Consider the following 16,681-nt stretch of genomic DNA (forward strand, 5'->3'; position numbering starts at 1 on the left):
GGATCTATTTTGCTGACGTCTGTCTTCATAGCCGTCGTCTCGCTGGCCTTGTTCTGGATGGCGGCCTTCACTCTGTGGTGGCAGATGCACGCGTGGCGAACGCCCGAAGTGCTGGCCTCCACCCGGTTCAGCAGACCGGACGGCGACGAGCATGTGTCGTTCTCACTGCTGCTGCCGGCACGCCATGAACAGGCCGTGCTGGACCACACCATCCAACGACTGCTCGAATCCAGCCACGACGACTTCGAGATCATCGTGATCGTCGGGCACGACGACCCGGAGACCACCGCGGTGGCCCGGGACGCCGAGGAGCGCGACCCGCGCGTCCGCGTGGTGGTCGACCACCACGAGAAGAAGAACAAGCCGAAGGCCATGAACACGGCGTTGCCGCACTGCCGCGGCGATGTCGTCGGGGTCTTCGACGCCGAGGACCAGGTCCATCCGGAGCTGCTGTCCCATGTCGACCACGCCTTCCGCACCACGGGCGCGGACGTCGTGCAGGGCGGGGTGCAGCTCATCAACTACAACTCCAGCTGGTACAGCCTGCGCAACTGCCTGGAGTACTTCTTCTGGTTCCGGTCCCGGCTCCATCTGCACGCGCAGAAAGGGTTCATCCCGCTGGGCGGCAACACCGTCTTCGTCCGCACCGATGTGCTGCGCGAGGCCGACGGCTGGGACCCCGAGTGCCTCGCCGAGGACTGCGACCTGGGCGTCCGGCTGTCGAGCGTGGGCAAGAAGGTCGTCGTCGCGTACGACTCCGACATGGTGACCCGGGAGGAGACCCCCGGCAGCCTGATGTCGCTGATGAAACAGCGCACCCGCTGGAACCAGGGCTTCCTCCAGGTCTACCGGAAGAGGGACTGGCGCCAACTGCCCGGTTTCCGGCAGCGGTTGCTCGCCCGCTACACCCTGATGACGCCCTATCTCCAGGCCGTCTCCGGGGTCATCATCCCGCTCAACGTCGCCATCGCGCTCTTCCTCGACGTCCCCGTCGGCGTCGCCTTCATCACCTTCCTGCCGGCCGTCACCGCCCTCGTCACCTTCGTGTTCGAGGTCGTCGGACTCCACGACTTCGGCAAGCAGTACGGACTGCGCGTCCGGTTCGTCCACTACGTCAAGCTCGTCGTGGGCGGCCCCTTCTACCAGGTGCTCCTCGCCTTCGCCGCCGTACGCGCGGTGTGGCGCGAGCAACGCGGCCGCAACGACTGGGAGTTGACCAGCCACGTCGGCGCACATCTCGCGAACGTGAACCGAGAGGACGTTCCTGCGTGACCTCCACACTTCCCGCGGCGACCAAGACGAAAGTCAAGGTCCCCGCGCAGCGGACAGCTGCGCCCACAGCCGGTTCGACAGGTCGAACAAACGATTCCTCTTCCACTTCCTCCGCGCCCGGGTCACCGCCCAAGCGCCTGCGGGACTCGCGCCCCGACCTGCTCCTCTGCGGTCTCCTCCTCGTCGCGATCATGATCGTGCAGGGATGGAACATCGCCGACTACCCGACCCTCAGCGACGACGAGGGCACCTACCTCGCGCAGGCCTGGGCCGTCCAGGAGGGCAGGGGCCTCGCCCACTACACCTACTGGTACGACCACCCGCCCCTCGGCTGGATCCAGCTCGCCCTCCTGACCTGGCTCCCCGCCCAGCTCGCCCCCGAGTCGATGACCGTCGGCTCGATGCGCGCGGTGATGCTGCTGGTCAGCGCGGTCAGCGCCGTCCTCGTCTACGTCCTCGGCCGCCGTCTGTCGCTGCCCCGCTGGGCCGCCGGCCTCGGCATGGCGCTCTTCGGGCTGTCCCCGCTGTCGGTGGTGCTCCAGCGGGAGATCTTCCTCGACAACATCGCGGTGATGTGGACGCTGCTGGCGTTCTGCCTCGCCGCCTCGCCCAACCGTCACCTCTGGCACCACTTCGGCGCAGGCATCGCCGCCGCCGCGGCCGTGCTCACCAAGGAGACGATGCTCCTCGTCCTGCCGGCCGTGCTGCTCACCATGTGGCGGCACAGCCACCGGGACACCAGGAAGTTCGCCATCACCGGCGCCGTCACCGCCTGCACCCTGATCGGCATCTCGTACCCGCTGTTCGCCCTGCTCAAGGGCGAGTTGCTGCCGGGCGCCGGCCATGTGTCCCTCTGGGACGGCATCGTCTACCAGATGAGCCGACCCGGCTCCGGCTTCATCCTCAGCGAGGGCACCGGCTCGTACGGCGTCCTGCAGTCCTGGCTGTACTACGACCGGGTGCTGCCGCTCGGCGGGCTCGCGGGCGCCCTGCTGCTCCTGGTCACCTGGCGCTGGTCGGTGACCGCGCGGGCCCTCGCCGGACCCGCGCTCGCCGTCGCCATCCTCGCCGCAATGGCCCTGCGCCCCGGCTATCTGCCCGCGATGTACGTCCTCCAGGCGCTGCCCTTCCTCGCCCTCGTCCTCGCGGGCGGCACGGCGAGCGTCGCCCACGGTGTCCTGCGCAGATGGCGCAGCACGAGCGAGCACCGGGCCCTGACCTGGGCACGGCACGGGGTGGCCCTCGCCCTGGCCGCCGCCGCGGCGGTGTACGTCGTGCCCCGCTGGTACGACGGCAACCACACCGCGATGACCTTCAACGCCAACGCCCCCTACCAACAGGCCGCGAAGTGGCTCGGCAGCGAGATCGAGGACCCGGCGGGCACCCGGGTCCTCGTCGACGACGCGCTCTGGCTCGACCTCGTCCACGAGGGCTACCGGCCGGGACTCGGCGTCATCTGGTTCTACAAGGCCGACCTCGACCCGGCGGTGACGAAGACGATGCCGCGCGGCTGGCGCGACCTCGACTACGTGGTCGCCTCCCCGACCGTACGGCGTGACGCGGTCGACCTGCCCAACGTCAAGGACGCGATGGAGAACTCGACCCCGGTGGCCACCTTCGGCACCGGTGACGACCGTATCGAGATCCGCAGGATCGAGAACGGCGGCGACAACCGCACGAGTGGCGCCGACGCCACCGGCGACGACGACCGGATCCGCGAGACCGAGGCCGCTGGAGGCGACCGATGAACAGCGGAAGCTACGAGTCCACCGCGCCCGGCACACTCGGTGATCCGGCCGTGCGGGCTGCCGAGGTCCCCGAACCGGGTGCCGTCACCATCGTCGTCCCGACCTTCAACGAGTCGGCGAACGTACGGGAGTTGCTGCACCAGATCACCGAGACCGTCCCCGGGCGGCTGCCCTGCGAGGTCGTCTTCGTGGACGACTCCACCGACGACACCCCCGAGGTCATCAACGAGGCCGCGCAGGACTGCCCGTTCCCGGTGACCGTGCTGCACCGCGACGAACCGGTCGGCGGCCTGGGCGGCGCGGTGGTCGAGGGCATCAAGGCGGCCACCTCCGACTGGGTCGTCGTCATGGACGGCGACCTGCAGCACCCGCCGTCGCTGGTACCGGATCTGGTGGCGACCGGGGAGCGGTCGTCGGCGGGTCTGGTGGTCGCCTCCCGCTACATCAAGGGCGGCAGCCGGGCCGGACTCGCGGGCAGCTACCGCGTGGCCGTCTCGCGCGGCGCGACCTGGCTCACCAAGTCCCTCTTCCCGCGCCGTCTGCACGGCATCAGCGACCCGATGAGCGGCTTCTTCGCCATCCGCCGCAGCGCGGTCACCGCGGACGTCCTCCAGCCGCTCGGCTACAAGATCCTCCTCGAACTGGCCGTGCGCAGCCGGCCGCGGCAGGTCACGGAGGTGCCCTTCGTCTTCCAGGACCGGTACGCGGGCGAGTCCAAGTCGACCGCGCAGGAGGGGTTCAGGTTCCTGCGCCACCTCATGGGGCTGCGGACGGCCTCGCCGCTCGCCCGGATGATCGTCTTCGGGCTGATCGGTGTCACGGGATTCGTCCCGAACCTCGCCGGTCTCTACGCGCTGACCTCGGCCGGCATGCACTACGTCCCGGCGGAGATCCTCGCCAACCAGCTCGGGGTGGCCTGGAACTTCCTCCTCATCGAGCACCTGTGCTTCCGCGAGCGGCGCAAGCACCGCAAGGGGTGGGACCGCATCGGCAGGTTCGCGCTGCTCGCCAACGCCGATCTGCTGCTGCGTATCCCGCTGATCGCCCTGTTCGTGGGCGAGTTCGGCATGGGCGCGCTGCCCGCGACCGCGCTCGCCCTGGTGACGACGTTCGTCCTGCGCTTCGTGGGGACCGAGGCGCTCGTCTATCTGCCTCGCAAGAAATCCCGCCGCGGGGAGCGCGGCGAGGAGGAGGGCGAGGAGAGGAAGGCAGCCGAGCAGGCAGCCGAACCGGCAAGGAGAGCCGCGTGAAGAACCACCTGAAGGACCGCTTGACGGTCTGGGGCAGATCGGCGGTCCGGGGGAGACCCGGACCGAGACCCAGGGTCAGACGCAGAACCGCCCTGCTGGCGGTCGGAGCACTCGCCTCCGGCCTCCTGCTGATCTCGCCCCAGCCCGCGTCCGCCGCCAACCTCATCAAGAACCCCGGCTTCGAGACGGCCGGCAGTGGCGACATGCCGTACTGCTGGGAGAAGTCCGGCTGGGGCGACAACGACTTCACCTTCACGACGGTGGGGGGCGCCCACACGGGCTCCAAGGCCATGAAGGTCGAGCTGACCCGCCGGGTCTCCGGCGACCGCAAGGCCCTGATCACCGAGTCGGCGGCCTGCGCGCCGTCGGTCGCCGTCGGCAAGCAGTACGACCTGTCGCTCTGGTACAAGTCGACGACCCCGGACACCTCCGTCACCCTGTTCCGGCACGACACCACGGCCGGCTGGCAGTACTGGACGGACCTCAAGACGCTGGAGATGGCCGGGAGCTGGACCGAGGCGTCGGTCCGCACCCCCGCGATCCCGGCGGGCACCGACCGGATCACCTGGGGCGTCTCCGTCTACGGCACCGGCTCCGTCACCACCGACGACTACACGATGGACGTGGTCGCCGACCCCGTCCCCGAGCCGGAGTGCACGGGCACCCCGGACGAGTGCCTGAACGGCCGCTGGGACGTCCTGCCCACCAAGAACCCGGTCCGCTCCATGCACTCGGTCGTCCTCAACAACGGCAAGGTGCTGCTGATCGCCGGCTCCGGCAACAGCGAGCAGATGTTCGAGGCGGGCACCTTCACCTCGGCGGTGTACGACCCGAAGAACGGCACGTACAAGCAGATCCCGACGCCGGACGACATGTTCTGCGCGGGCCATGTGCAGTTGGACGACGGCCGCGTGCTGGTGATGAGCGGCAACAAGGCGTATCCGGCGGCCGACGGCTCGCACGGCTACGAGGGCTACAAGGACTCGTACGTCTTCGACCCGGTGACGGAGACGTACTCGAAGACCAACGACATGAACGACGGCCACTGGTACCCGTCGGCGACGATCCTCGGCAACGGTGACGTCATCTCGTTCGGCGGTCTGCGCGAGGACTCCACGGGCTCGGTGACGGCCGAACTGTGGTCGGACGCCGAGCAGAAGTGGCTCGAACTCTGGAAGGTCAACCAGACCTGGTCGTACTGGGGCCTGTACCCGTCGATGATCCTCATGCAGGACGGCCGCCTCTTCTACTCGGGCAGCCACGTCTTCGGCAACAACATCCCCGGGACGGGCTCGGCGATCTACGACTACGGCGCCAACACCATCACCTCCGTCCCCGGCCTGCAGAACAAGGACGAGCGTGACCAGTCCGCGAGCGTGCTGCTGCCCCCGGCCCAGGACCAGAAGGTCCTCACGCTCGGCGGCGGCAACATCGAGTCCAACCCGGCGGCGAACCGCCTGACGGACGTCATCGACCTCAAGGCCGCGAACCCGGCGTACGTCGCCGGCCCGCCGATCCCGCAGGGCACGGTGGACCTCGGCAACGGCAAGGTCGCCCAGACGGGCAGCCAGGGCAAGATGTACGTCTCGGCCGTACTGCTGCCCGACGGCAAGGTCCTGGAGACGGGCGGCGCCCTGCACAACCGGGCCGACCCGGTCTTCGAGACGTCGATCTACGACCCGGCCACCAACACGTTCGACCAGGTGGCGACGGACCCGGAGGAGCGCGGCTACCACTCCTCGGCCTTCCTCCTGCCCGACGGCCGCGTCATGACGACGGGCGACAACCCGGGCAACGGCACCTGGAACCACGACGTGTCGATCTACACCCCGCCGTACCTCCTGAAGGGCGACCGCCCGGCCATCACCTCGGTGATCGACAAGGAGTGGGTGTACGGCGACACGCAACGCATCACGGTCGACCGTCCGATCGTGAAGGCGGAACTGATCCGCCCGGCGGCGGTGACGCACTCCTCGGACCCGAACCAGCGCTTCGTGGATCTCCCCCTGTCGGTGGACGGCAACAACGTGGACCTGAACGTGACGAGCAACCCGAACCTGGCCCCGCCGGGCTGGTACATGCTCTTCGCGGTCGACGCCAATGGCGTCCCCTCGGTGGCCGAATGGGTCCACCTCCAGGGCCCCTCCGCGCTGGCGCAGGCCTCCGGCGAGGCCCCTTCGGCCCACGTCCACGACTTCGCGGACGCCCCGGCGGGCAAGGTCACGGGGCCGGGGAAGAAGGCCAAGTCCAAGAAGGTCAGCCCGACGATCGCCGGGTGTGACCGGCACTACGGCACGGCGAACGTCTGCGTGCCGACGGCCTTCCCGGCGGAGGTCAAGAAGACGACGGCGTCGCGGTGCGCGTGGCTGAAGGAGAACGACTACGGGCGCCTGAAGGTCAACGGCAAGGACGATCCGCTGAAGCTGGACCGCGACAGGGACGGTCTGGCTTGCGGGAAGGGGGATGTGAAGCGCCGCTGACGCTCACCACATCGGCGTGATCGGCCCCCGTGCCCGGTGGACAACCGCCGGGCACGGGGCCGTGTCGGTTACGCGCGCTCGACGATGTGCGCGGCGTCGGGCGAGGCTCGGACAGACTGTCGACAGTCCGGTGCGGCTGGTGGCGGAGGCCGGCTGTCGAGGGCTCGGCGGAGGCCGGCGTGCAGGTGCTCGGCTTCGGCGAGGGTGAGTGTCAGCTCGGTGTCTGTCGGGTCTCCGCCGGTACGGGTCAGTCGGAGCGGTACGGCGAGACGGTGGTCGCCGGTGCGCCGTACCGGCCGCTCGGGCGTGCGCTCGATGGCCCAACCCATGGCGTCCCCCCGTCCTTTCCGATGCGGGTGAGGCGGTAGGTGCCCCACAGTTGCCGCCCTTCCGCACACCCGTCCTGAGCCTTGGGGCGGCCCGTCCAATGCCTGTGGGGCCACGAATACAGTTGGAAGCGTGCGCCTCAGTGCCTGGCGGTCGCTGAGTACGGGATGCTTGGGTATGGCCCCTGAACCCAGCGCTGCTCCGCCGACGACCACACACGTGAGTGCGGTAACCGATGGAACCACCAGAGTCTTCACGTGGGAGGAAAGCGCACGCATCGATGTCCGCAACCTGGGCGGAGAGATCGTAATCGAGGCCAACGCCGCGGGGCTTAAGACTCTGGCTGGCCACCTCCTCACACTCGCCCAGGACGGCACACCGGATGGCGCACACCTCCACCTGGAGGAGAACAACGGACTTGAAGAGGGCTCCGCGAGCCTGGTTCTGGAGAGGTGCAACGACTAATCATCCGTGCCAGAGGCGTGCCAGATCGTGCGGGTAACCACGGGGAACAGCGGGGAGCTAGCCGACCGTCCACCAAGGCTTCTGCACACCTCCGCCGCAGTTCAGGCCAGGAGTAGGCCCTTGACGCCCTTAGCTTCCCAAGCTGAGGTCTCACCGCCGTCGTGGCCCATCAGTCCAGCCAGACGAGCATCGCGTTGTCCGCCCCGGCAGCAGCCTCGAAGAACTGTGTGAGGCCGTCGTACCAAGGACGCCCCCACTCCAGCGAGCCGGGCTCACTCCATCCGAGCGGATACACCTCGGCGCTGCTCAGTTCAGCAGGATCCACGCCACTGATGAGCTGGGCATAGCTTGTAGCCCGCAGTGCTTCCGCCGCGAGCTGGACCCGCTCAGGCCGCAGGTACCTCGGAGGCCCGTACCCCCAATCCTCATCCTCGGCGAACGGCTCCTCACCGTGGATCACGTTCACGGGGAACTCAGCGCGCGCCAGCAGGAAGCGGAGCATGTCCCAGGTCTTGTACGTGCTGAAGTGACGCGCTTCGGCCGGCGCAGGCTCCGATTCCTCCTCGGCGTCTTGGACCTCTTCGACGAAGTCCAGAGCCCAGTCGGGGTCTTGGATCGCTCGGTCAAGCTCAGCAGCCGTGACACGCAGGTACTCACCGATCATGCTCATAGCCGGAGACTAAGCGGGGCCGCTGACAACGGCCGTCGGGCGGGCCGTCTCAGTTTCCGTCTCATTCAGCCCCGTTCACCGGCGTTCAGGCGAGACCCGGAGCCATCCCGGCACGGCGACCAGCCACCCATGCACCCAGGTGAACGACGCCGTACGATGCCCACCGCCCCACCACCACAGTTGGAAAGCGTGTTGGACGTGCTGAGATTCAGAAGCGCTGGGCACTGTGACGATGCCGACTTCTGATGAGAATCTGTCCGGCATGGAGACACCCGTGGCCCCTGCCTTCGCGGATGAGGAGCATGCCGTCATCGCTCACTTCCGCCTTGCCCGCGACGGCTTCGGCGAGGCCGACCAACGCGAGCTGGTTCGCGAAGCTCGGCAGGCGATGGCGGCAGCGGTCGAGGACGCTGATGCCGGGGAGGTCGACGGCAACGAGTTCGGAGGAGGCGAAGCCGTGGTGTACGCCTATGGGCCGGACGCCGGGGCTCTCTTCAAGGTCATGGAGCCGACTCTGCGCAGTCTGCCGTTCAGGCCGGCGCACGTCCTTCTGAAGCACGGCGACGGCGAAACGCGGGTGAACTTGTAGGCCCGCCAGTCAGCCGCGGAGACACGTTGCGTCACGTACTCCGGGCACAGGGCGCACCACAAGCGCACCAGATCGAGCGGGGAACCGGGGGGGGGATCACGGTGAAAACACCCGAGGCCGCAGCAGCCGCGAACCGGCCGTTCGTGCAGGGCAGCCCTCACAGCAGGCCCCGATGCCCGCAGCTTCCCAAGCTGAGAGCCTTGCGGGTCAGGCGCCCTGCGAGTTGCTTTCACGGGCCGGCCGCCGAGGCTTGCTCCGGTCGACGACACGAGCCGGGAGCTGACCGCAGCCTGTGGGCGGGGCTGGAGCGCCCGCGCGCCTGATCGGTCGGCACATTCACCATCGTGGCTTGCTGTCGTCGGCTGAGGCCCGTGCCCGACCGTGTCAGGTGCAGAGATCAGCCACGGTTAGCGAAGGAGCCCATGGCCGAGTTTCGCCTCACCAGGTCTCGAAACCGCAGGTCAGTGGCATGACGTGGTTACTCTCGTCCGGATTTGTGTCGACGGCCACAGCGAGCGGGATACGCGTAGGCTCATACTGAGTCATGACAAAGCCTGCTGCGCGGAAGCGTCACTTGCCTACCAGCCCCTTCAAGGCCCCGGTCACACCGGCTCCCAGGCACTTCGCCATGGACGACCAGGTCACACATGACGTGTACGGTCTCGGCCGGGTAATCGGCATCGAGGACGGAATCGCGGCGCTGGTGGATTTCGGCTCGGCGCACATGCGGATCCTGAGCCCGTACGCCAAGATGACCAAGCTGTAGGACCACTGTGCCGGGTCACGGCACGCCAGGCCCCATCAGGGACCTGTGACGAAAGAGAGACCTCTCATCGAGCCATCGTCGCTGTTCTCCGCTATGGAAGAGCAACCCCGCTGCTCCACTGCAGCGTCGCCGCCTCCGACGACAAACCCCTTCCAGGCCCCAGACTTCAGGGAAGACGAGATCTTCCTACTCGACGACGATGCACAGGAGCCCGCATCAGGCATGCGTGCGGCGCGCCCCAAGGCGGCTTAGTTCCACGAATGGGGGTGAGTTCGGCAGCCGGCCACAGGCCGTCTCCGGTGCTGCCGAGGAGCGCGGCCGTCTCGGTTTCCGTCTCATTCAGCCCCGCTCGCGGTCGTTCAGGCGAGACCCGGAGCCGTCCCCACGCCAGTGGGCCATCCGCCCATGAGCCCAGGTGAACGGCCCCGAACGACGCCCAAGAACCCACCAACGCAGTCGGAAAGCACGTTGGTCCGCAACGGAAGCTCGGCCCGAGGCACCAGTCGAGACGGCTACGTTGAGGGCGTGGACGAGGAAGCGATCACCATCAGGCTCACGCGCGATCAAGCGTTCGTGCTGTCGGACTGGCTCTACCAAGTCATTTTCCAGTCCGACGACCTGGAGGGGATCGTGCACGACAGAGCCGTCTGGTCGCCGATCTACGCGATCTCCGGAACGCTGGACAAGACGCTGAGCGAGATCTTCATGCCCGACTACGGACCGCGCCTTGAAGCAGCCAAGGAGCGGCTCCGCGCCGATCTGTACGGCGGCGCCGACGAGTCGACGGCACCAGGTCAGGCCACGACCGACGCACCACAAGCGCAGCAGATGGAGCGGGGAACAGGCGGGAACCACGGTGAAGGCGACCAGGGGCGATGACCCGGTCCCAGGCGCGAACGCCCAGTTCAGCGGTCTTACCCGCCCTAAATGATCACAGCTCCCCAAGCTGAGAGCGCTGGATCTGCGACAGCGTCCGGCCGTCGCAAAGTGCCTCTGTGTAAGACACAGCGTTGACCTGTCACCATCGAGCTGTGGCCAACCTGTCGAAGATCGCAGATCGTCTGGACGCCGTCATGGACCTGATGGGTCCGGTGATCGGCGTCATTGTGCTGGCAGTGGGCATCCAGACCTACCGTGACGGTGGATCCGTGGGTTGGCCCCTGGCGGGAGCGGGGCTACTCGTGATCAATCTTCTGGTGGCTTGGCGCCGGCTCTCCGGGTGTCGGCGCCCGGATGCCTCGTCGTAGCGAGCCCCCACGGCCGCCCTGCTTGCTATGAACCCCGTTGACCGATCTCTGTCGAGCTACGGATCAGAAGACCGGCCAGGCGAACACGGTTGGCCCTTGGGTCAGCCCTAGCCGCCTTCGGTCCGTGGTCGACAGAAGCAGACGGATCGAGGCGTGGGCGCCCCGCCTTCCGCAACAGCCGGACCCGGACACGGGCGGCTGCGATGCCCGTACCCCCACCCGTCGCTGCGACCGCACGCTGTTCCACCACATCCGTCGAACTTCTGTCCCACCCAACTCCGATGCCAGGCCGGGGAGATGGGCCACAAGGCGAACAGCTCCCTCTTGCGGGTAATATGCAGCAAGCTATTCAGGTCCTTACGGCCCGCCCGTGACGTGGAGCTTTGTCATGTCCTTAGGGTTTCGTGAGGGCCGTTATCGCTGTCTCTCCGGCGGGCCCGCCGCCGGCACGAAAGGACCGGGATGGATCCAGAGATAGTCGCCGCCCTCCTGGTGGCCGCGACCGCGGCCGGGTGGGTGGACGCCGTGGTGGGGGGCGGCGGGCTGATTCTGATCCCGGTGCTGCTGGTGGCGTTTCCCACCATGGCGCCCGCCACCGTGCTGGGCACCAACAAACTGACGGCGATCACGGGCACCAGTGTCGCCGCCGTCACCTACGCGCGGCGCACCAAACTGGACCGGTCGGTGGCGCTGTCCGCGGCCGGCCTCGCGATCCCCTCCGCCGGTATCGGCGCCCTCTCCGCCTCGAGCCTGCCGGCCGACTGGTTCCGGCCGTTGATCATGGCCCTGCTCATCGGAGTGGCGGCGTTCGTGACGTTGCGCCCGAACTTCGGATCCGTGATCGAGACCGCCGACGCCGTCAGCGGACGGCGGAGGCTGATGGCCGTCGGCGTGGCCGGCTGCGGCGTGGGTTTCTACGACGGGGTCTTCGGACCCGGTACCGGGACCTTCCTCATCATGAGCTTCACCGCCCTGCTGTCCATGGAGTTCCTCCAGAGCTCGGCACTGGCGAAGATCGTGAACGTGGGGACGAACTTCGGCGCGCTCACGGTCTTCGCCGTGCAGGGCCACGTCCTGTGGACCCTCGGCGCCGGGATGGCCGTCTGCAACGTCGTGGGCGCCACCCTCGGGGCCCGGACCGCGTTGAAGCGGGGCTCCGGCTTCGTCCGCAGCGTCCTGCTCGTGGTCGTCACCGCGTTGGTGATCAAACTCGCGGTCGACCAGTTCGGATGAGCTGGCGCGGGAGCGGGGCTCCGCCGACCCGCCAGGTCGGGGCCCGGTTCCCCGCTCATCCGCCGCGCGTCCGCAGGGCCTCCCGCACGATCGCCTCCAACTGCTCGTGGTGCGCGCCCTTCCAGTACGCCCGACCGCACGAACCGCACTGGGCGAACACGTCGTACGACCGCTGCGTGCCGCCCTCCAGACGGTCCGCGACCTCCTCCTTCGTGGCCGGCTCCAGCAGGCCGTTGCAGGCGGTGCAGCGGGTCCAGGGGCGCAGCTCCGGTGCGAACCGGGCCAGCACCTCTCGCAGTTGTTCGTCCGGCCGCGTGCTGTAGACGTACGCCCCGGCCCACAGTTCGCGGCGCCGCAGCAGCCCCCGGTCACGGCTGAGCATCACCCGGCGCTCGGCGGCGGAGAGCGTGGCCAGGGCCGGGTCACCGAGGTCCGTGGACTCGTAGGCCGCGTCGACACCCAGCAGGCGCAACCGGCGGGCGAGGGTGCCCAGGTGGACGTCGAGGAGGAAGCGGAGCGGGGCGCCCTGTACCTGCTGGGGGCGTCGCACCGGCCGTACGGCGACCGATTCGCCGTCTGCCGGGACATGGGACACCCGGACCTCGTGGCCGTCCACGACCAGCGCGCCCACCTCCGTCAGCGGTACGCCCAGGGACTCCACGACATGGCCCAGCGTGGAGACCCCGTCGGTGGCCAGCGGCGTCGCGCCCGTGCGGTGGGCGTAGGGGACGAACAGGGCCAGTTCGGGGGCGACTTCGATGCGGATCTCGGCGGGTTTCACCTGGTCAGGATGGCATGCGAGAGCAGCGGAGGCTCAGGGGTTTTCCGTGCCGAGGCCGTGCTGGAGGGTGTTCAGGGTGCGGTCCACCAGGTCGCCGAGGTCGTCGCGGTGGTCGTTCTCCGCCCAGTGGAGCGACGTCTCCATCAGGCCGGCGATCAGCGACATCGCCCAGACCCTGACCTCCAGGCTGTCCGGGTCGCGGCCGGTGCGTTCGCCGATCGCGGTGCGGAGCACGCGGCCCGTGACCGACATGCTCTCCCTCATGCGCGAGCGCACCGCCGGGACCTGGACCATCAGGCGGGTGCGCAGCCGGGCGCCCTCCGCGTCCTCCTCGACGCCGCTGCGGACGGCCTCCCGCATCACCTGCCGGACGCTGTCCTGCCAGGGTTCGTCCGCCGGGCGGGCCCGTAGTTCCTCCAGGAGGAGCGGGTCGTACTCGTCGGCGAGGACGATGTCCTCCTTGGTCGGGAAGTAGCGGACGACGGTCGACGGTGAGACCTCCGCGCGGTCGGCGATCTGCTCGATCGTCGTGGCGTCGTAGCCCTGCTCCCGGACCAGTGCGTACAGCGCGGACCGGATCGTCTCGCGTGTCTTGATCTTCTTCCGTTCACGCAGTCCGACGCGGGGGCGGTCGGCTGGGGGAGCGGAGGTCGTGGGGAGGGTGGGGCGTGCGGCCGTCATGCGGTCATTGTCGGACACCGGCGCTGGACGGGGCCAGGTCAGGGCCGGTGCCCCGCCGCTCCCGGGGCCCCTGCCCGTCCGCGCGCGTCCCGGCGTCCCCGCTCGTTCGCGTGCGTCCCGGCACCCCCGCCAGTCCGTGTCCGTCGTACTCCGCCGACGCGCGTGCGGGCGTACGGGAACGGCCACGGCTGGAGAGCCGTGGCCGGGGAGGGGCGAGGGGACTACGCGTCATCCGTGCTGGTACGCCACCAGCGAGATGCCCACGTAGTGCGCGATGAACGCCGCCAGCGTCAGGGAGTGGAAGACCTCGTGGAAGCCGAACCAGCGCGGTGACGGGTCCGGGCGCTTGAGGCCGTAGATGACTCCGCCGACGCTGTAGAGGACGCCGCCGACGATCACCAGGACGAGGACGGCGATGCCGCCGGTGCGCATGAAGTCGGGCAGGAAGAAGACGGCCGCCCAGCCCATCGCGATGTAACAGGGGGTGTAGAGCCAGCGCGGGGCGCCGACCCAGAAGACGCGGAAGATGATGCCGGCGAGTGCCGCCGCCCAGATGCTCCACAGCAGCCACTGACCCTTGGCGCCCGGGAGGAGCAGCATCGTCAGGGGGGTGTAGGTGCCCGCGATGATCAGGAAGATGTTGGCGTGATCCAGCCTGCGCAGGATGCCGTCCATGCGCGGACTCCAGTCGCCCCGGTGGTACAGCGCGCTGACGCCGAACAGCAGGCAGGCGGTGAAGGTGAAGATCCCGCAGGCGATGCGGCCGCGGGTGGACCCCGCGAGGGCGGTGAGGACCAGGCCGGCGACGAGCGCGGCTGGGAACATGCCGAGATGGAGCCAGCCCCGGAGTCGGGGCTTGATCTCACCGGTGATCTGGTGGATCTCGTCGGTGATCTGGTCGGCGATCTGATGCGGCAGGGAACGCGCGTCGGGATCGCGGCTGTCGGCCGACGTCTCCGCGTGCGCATCGGGGGCGGACGCTGTCATGTCTTGCATCGTACCTACGGAACCGTAACTTACGGGAGCATGCGGTCTGTTCGCGCATCCTGAAGTGGCCATCGTCTCACGCGGTGGGCTCATGGGGATATCCGAGCGCTCATCCGGATACCCACGGTGAAGCGGGCGTGACACAGGGAAACCTCTCGGGCGAAATCGGTGGAGTGGCGATGCTCACGATGCTCACGTGGGCGGCCCTCTGGACAGATGGGCACTCTCGTCGGATGATCAAATGAGTGTGGTCGGCACCGGATGAGCGCCCAGAGATCCCACCGTGAAGCATCCGGGTCGCAGCCCCCACGGGGCCTCCAACAAAAAATCCCTCATTTAGGAGCAATCGTGGCGCGCGACATCGCGGCTCCCCCTTCAAACGTTCCGACCGCCCACCGAGAACTCGTGGCGTGGGTGAACGAGATCGCCGAACTGACCGAGCCGGACAACGTGGTCTGGTGCGATGGATCCGAGGCCGAGTACGAGCGCCTGTGCGGGGAGCTCGTCGAGAAGGGCACCTTCCGGAAACTCGACCCGATCAAGCGTCCGAACTCCTACTACGCCGCGTCCGACCCGACCGATGTCGCCCGGGTCGAGGACCGCACGTTCATCTGTTCGGAGAAGGAGGAGGACGCGGGTCCGACCAACCACTGGAAGGCCCCCGCCGAGATGCGGGAGATCTTCCAGGGCGAGAAGGGCCTGTTCCGGGGCTCGATGCGCGGCCGGACCATGTACGTCGTCCCGTTCTGCATGGGCCCGCTCGGCTCGCCGCTCTCCGCCATCGGCGTCGAGATCACCGACTCCGCGTACGTCGCCGTCTCCATGCGCACGATGACCCGCATGGGACAGCCCGTGCTGGACGAGCTCGGCTCCGAGGGATTCTTCGTGAAGGCCGTGCACACCCTCGGCGCCCCGCTGGAGCCCGGCCAGGCCGACGTGCCCTGGCCCTGCAACAGCACCAAGTACATCTCCCACTTCCCCGAGAGCCGCGAGATCTGGTCGTACGGCTCCGGCTACGGCGGCAACGCGCTGCTCGGCAAGAAGTGCTACGCCCTGCGCATCGCCTCGGTGATGGCGCGCGACGAGGGCTGGCTGGCCGAGCACATGCTGATCCTGAAGCTGACCCCGCCGCAGGGCGAGTCCAAGTACGTGGCCGCCGCCTTCCCGTCGGCCTGCGGCAAGACCAACCTCGCGATGCTGGAGCCGACGATCTCCGGCTGGACCGTCGAGACGATCGGCGACGACATCGCGTGGATGCGCTTCGACGAGGACGGGCAGCTCTACGCCATCAACCCCGAGGCCGGGTTCTTCGGTGTCGCGCCCGGAACCGGTGAGCACACCAACGCCAACGCGATGAAGACCCTCTGGGGCAACTCGGTCTTCACGAACGTGGCCCTCACGGACGACGGTGACGTCTGGTGGGAGGGGATGACGGAGGAGACCCCGGCGCACCTGACCGACTGGAAGGGCAACGACTGGACGCCGGACAGCGAGACGCCGGCCGCCCACCCGAACGCCCGCTTCACGGTGCCGGCGGCGCAGTGCCCGATCATCGCGCCGGAGTGGGAGAACCCCAAGGGCGTGCCGATCTCGGCGATCCTCTTCGGCGGTCGTCGGGCCACGGCCGTGCCGCTGGTGACGGAGTCCTTCGACTGGAACCACGGGGTGTTCCTGGGCGCGAACGTGGCGTCCGAGAAGACCGCGGCGGCCGAGGGCAAGGTCGGCGAACTGCGCCGCGACCCCTTCGCCATGCTGCCCTTCTGCGGCTACAACATGGGCGACTACATGGGCCACTGGGTCGATGTCGCCAAGGGCAAGGACCCGTCCAAGCTGCCGAAGATCTACTACGTCAACTGGTTCCGCAAGAACGACGCGGGCAAGTTCGTCTGGCCCGGGTTCGGTGAGAACAGCCGGGTCCTGAAGTGGATCGTGGACCGGCTGGACGGCAAGGCGGACGGGGTGGAGACGCCGATCGGCATCCTCCCGACGCGGGAGGCGCTGGACACGGAGGGGCTGGATCTCTCCTCGTCCGACCTGGACTTCCTGCTGACCGTCGACAAGGAGGTGTGGCGGGAGGAGGCGGCGCTCGTGCCCGAGCACCTCAACACGTTCGGTGATCACACACCGAAGGAGTTGTGGGACGAGTACCGGGCGCTGGTGAGCCGTCTGGGCTGACGCCCCCTCC

Annotated in this window: 16 protein-coding genes; 11 read left to right on the forward strand and 5 right to left on the reverse strand. The window is 68.5% G+C overall.

Annotated features, from left to right (window positions below; translation table 11 throughout):
- Positions 1 to 9: 9 nt before the first annotated feature.
- The 4 genes from RM704_RS02660 to RM704_RS02675 are packed head-to-tail and all read left to right on the forward strand — an operon-like array spanning position 10 to position 6,750.
- A complete protein-coding gene (locus RM704_RS02660) occupies positions 10 to 1,272 on the forward strand; it encodes a glycosyltransferase (protein ID WP_033528009.1) in 1,263 nt (420 codons plus the stop codon).
- Positions 1,269 to 3,020, forward strand: coding sequence for an ArnT family glycosyltransferase (locus tag RM704_RS02665; RefSeq protein WP_033528010.1), 1,752 nt, complete (start codon positions 1,269 to 1,271; stop codon positions 3,018 to 3,020). The genes RM704_RS02660 and RM704_RS02665 overlap by 4 nt, the downstream gene beginning before the upstream one ends.
- Positions 3,017 to 4,270, forward strand: a complete 1,254-nt coding sequence (locus RM704_RS02670; RefSeq protein WP_033528011.1) for a glycosyltransferase — start codon at positions 3,017 to 3,019, stop codon at positions 4,268 to 4,270. The genes RM704_RS02665 and RM704_RS02670 overlap by 4 nt, the downstream gene beginning before the upstream one ends.
- A gap of 20 nt (positions 4,271 to 4,290) precedes the next feature.
- Positions 4,291 to 6,750, forward strand: a complete 2,460-nt coding sequence (locus tag RM704_RS02675) for a galactose oxidase early set domain-containing protein (protein WP_052146110.1) — start codon at positions 4,291 to 4,293, stop codon at positions 6,748 to 6,750.
- A gap of 68 nt (positions 6,751 to 6,818) precedes the next feature.
- On the opposite strand, the gene RM704_RS02680 is transcribed toward RM704_RS02675, so the two are convergent.
- Entirely contained in the window at positions 6,819 to 7,079 is a 261-nt protein-coding gene (locus RM704_RS02680; RefSeq protein ID WP_052146108.1) for a hypothetical protein, read from the reverse strand.
- Between the two features lie 175 nt (positions 7,080 to 7,254).
- Here RM704_RS02680 and RM704_RS02685 point away from each other — a divergent pair, with 175 nt between their 5' ends.
- Complete coding sequence (locus RM704_RS02685; RefSeq protein ID WP_078937171.1) at positions 7,255 to 7,542, forward strand: Imm32 family immunity protein; 288 nt, start codon at positions 7,255 to 7,257, stop codon at positions 7,540 to 7,542.
- Positions 7,543 to 7,711: 169 nt separating this feature from the next.
- Here RM704_RS02685 and RM704_RS02690 read toward each other — a convergent pair whose 3' ends face one another.
- Positions 7,712 to 8,212, reverse strand: a complete 501-nt coding sequence (locus RM704_RS02690) for a YfbM family protein (RefSeq protein WP_033528014.1) — start codon at positions 8,210 to 8,212, stop codon at positions 7,712 to 7,714.
- A gap of 262 nt (positions 8,213 to 8,474) precedes the next feature.
- Here RM704_RS02690 and RM704_RS02695 point away from each other — a divergent pair, with 262 nt between their 5' ends.
- The 5 genes from RM704_RS02695 to RM704_RS02715 all read left to right on the forward strand — a co-directional run bounded on the left by RM704_RS02695 (position 8,475) and on the right by RM704_RS02715 (position 12,047).
- On the forward strand, positions 8,475 to 8,801 hold the full coding sequence (locus tag RM704_RS02695) for a hypothetical protein (RefSeq protein WP_311589090.1): 327 nt from the start codon (positions 8,475 to 8,477) through the stop codon (positions 8,799 to 8,801).
- Positions 8,802 to 9,345: 544 nt separating this feature from the next.
- Positions 9,346 to 9,567 carry a hypothetical protein gene (locus RM704_RS02700; protein ID WP_033528015.1) on the forward strand — a complete coding sequence of 74 codons (222 nt, stop codon included), beginning with the start codon at positions 9,346 to 9,348 and terminating at the stop codon, positions 9,565 to 9,567.
- Positions 9,568 to 10,092: 525 nt separating this feature from the next.
- Positions 10,093 to 10,446, forward strand: a complete 354-nt coding sequence (locus RM704_RS02705; protein ID WP_033528016.1) for a hypothetical protein — start codon at positions 10,093 to 10,095, stop codon at positions 10,444 to 10,446.
- Positions 10,447 to 10,598: 152 nt separating this feature from the next.
- Positions 10,599 to 10,814 (forward strand): hypothetical protein, encoded by a 216-nt coding sequence (locus RM704_RS02710; protein ID WP_033528017.1) that lies wholly within the window; start codon positions 10,599 to 10,601, stop codon positions 10,812 to 10,814.
- Positions 10,815 to 11,276: 462 nt separating this feature from the next.
- The gene (locus RM704_RS02715) at positions 11,277 to 12,047 is read left to right on the forward strand and encodes a TSUP family transporter (RefSeq protein ID WP_033528018.1); all 771 of its coding nucleotides are present in this window, start codon (positions 11,277 to 11,279) and stop codon (positions 12,045 to 12,047) included.
- Positions 12,048 to 12,102: 55 nt separating this feature from the next.
- Here the strand turns inward: RM704_RS02715 and RM704_RS02720 are convergent, their stop codons facing one another.
- The 3 genes from RM704_RS02720 to trhA all read right to left on the reverse strand — a co-directional run bounded on the left by RM704_RS02720 (position 12,103) and on the right by trhA (position 14,496).
- The gene (locus tag RM704_RS02720; protein ID WP_033528019.1) at positions 12,103 to 12,828 is read right to left on the reverse strand and encodes a Mut7-C RNAse domain-containing protein; all 726 of its coding nucleotides are present in this window, start codon (positions 12,826 to 12,828) and stop codon (positions 12,103 to 12,105) included.
- Positions 12,829 to 12,861: 33 nt separating this feature from the next.
- Positions 12,862 to 13,509, reverse strand: coding sequence for a TetR/AcrR family transcriptional regulator (locus RM704_RS02725; RefSeq protein WP_033528020.1), 648 nt, complete (start codon positions 13,507 to 13,509; stop codon positions 12,862 to 12,864).
- Between the two features lie 228 nt (positions 13,510 to 13,737).
- Entirely contained in the window at positions 13,738 to 14,496 is a 759-nt protein-coding gene (gene trhA, locus RM704_RS02730) for a PAQR family membrane homeostasis protein TrhA (RefSeq protein ID WP_033528021.1), read from the reverse strand.
- Between the two features lie 348 nt (positions 14,497 to 14,844).
- On the opposite strand from trhA, the gene RM704_RS02735 reads away from it, so the two are divergent.
- Positions 14,845 to 16,671 (forward strand): phosphoenolpyruvate carboxykinase (GTP), encoded by a 1,827-nt coding sequence (locus RM704_RS02735; RefSeq protein WP_033528022.1) that lies wholly within the window; start codon positions 14,845 to 14,847, stop codon positions 16,669 to 16,671.
- Positions 16,672 to 16,681: the final 10 nt, after the last annotated feature.

This window comes from Streptomyces gottesmaniae, assembly GCF_031845845.1.
Classification (GTDB): domain Bacteria; phylum Actinomycetota; class Actinomycetes; order Streptomycetales; family Streptomycetaceae; genus Streptomyces; species Streptomyces akebiae.

Coding starts and splice junctions, on each gene's coding strand:
- RM704_RS02715 (WP_033528018.1), top strand. CDS start 11,277: ATGGATCCAGAGATAGTCGCCGCCCTCCTGGTGGCCGCGACCGCGGCC.
- RM704_RS02700 (WP_033528015.1), top strand. CDS start 9,346: ATGACAAAGCCTGCTGCGCGGAAGCGTCACTTGCCTACCAGCCCCTTC.
- RM704_RS02725 (WP_033528020.1), bottom strand. CDS start 13,509: ATGACGGCCGCACGCCCCACCCTCCCCACGACCTCCGCTCCCCCAGCC.
- trhA (WP_033528021.1), bottom strand. CDS start 14,496: ATGACAGCGTCCGCCCCCGATGCGCACGCGGAGACGTCGGCCGACAGC.
- RM704_RS02695 (WP_311589090.1), top strand. CDS start 8,475: ATGGAGACACCCGTGGCCCCTGCCTTCGCGGATGAGGAGCATGCCGTC.
- RM704_RS02680 (WP_052146108.1), bottom strand. CDS start 7,079: ATGGGTTGGGCCATCGAGCGCACGCCCGAGCGGCCGGTACGGCGCACC.
- RM704_RS02690 (WP_033528014.1), bottom strand. CDS start 8,212: ATGAGCATGATCGGTGAGTACCTGCGTGTCACGGCTGCTGAGCTTGAC.
- RM704_RS02670 (WP_033528011.1), top strand. CDS start 3,017: ATGAACAGCGGAAGCTACGAGTCCACCGCGCCCGGCACACTCGGTGAT.
- RM704_RS02685 (WP_078937171.1), top strand. CDS start 7,255: ATGGCCCCTGAACCCAGCGCTGCTCCGCCGACGACCACACACGTGAGT.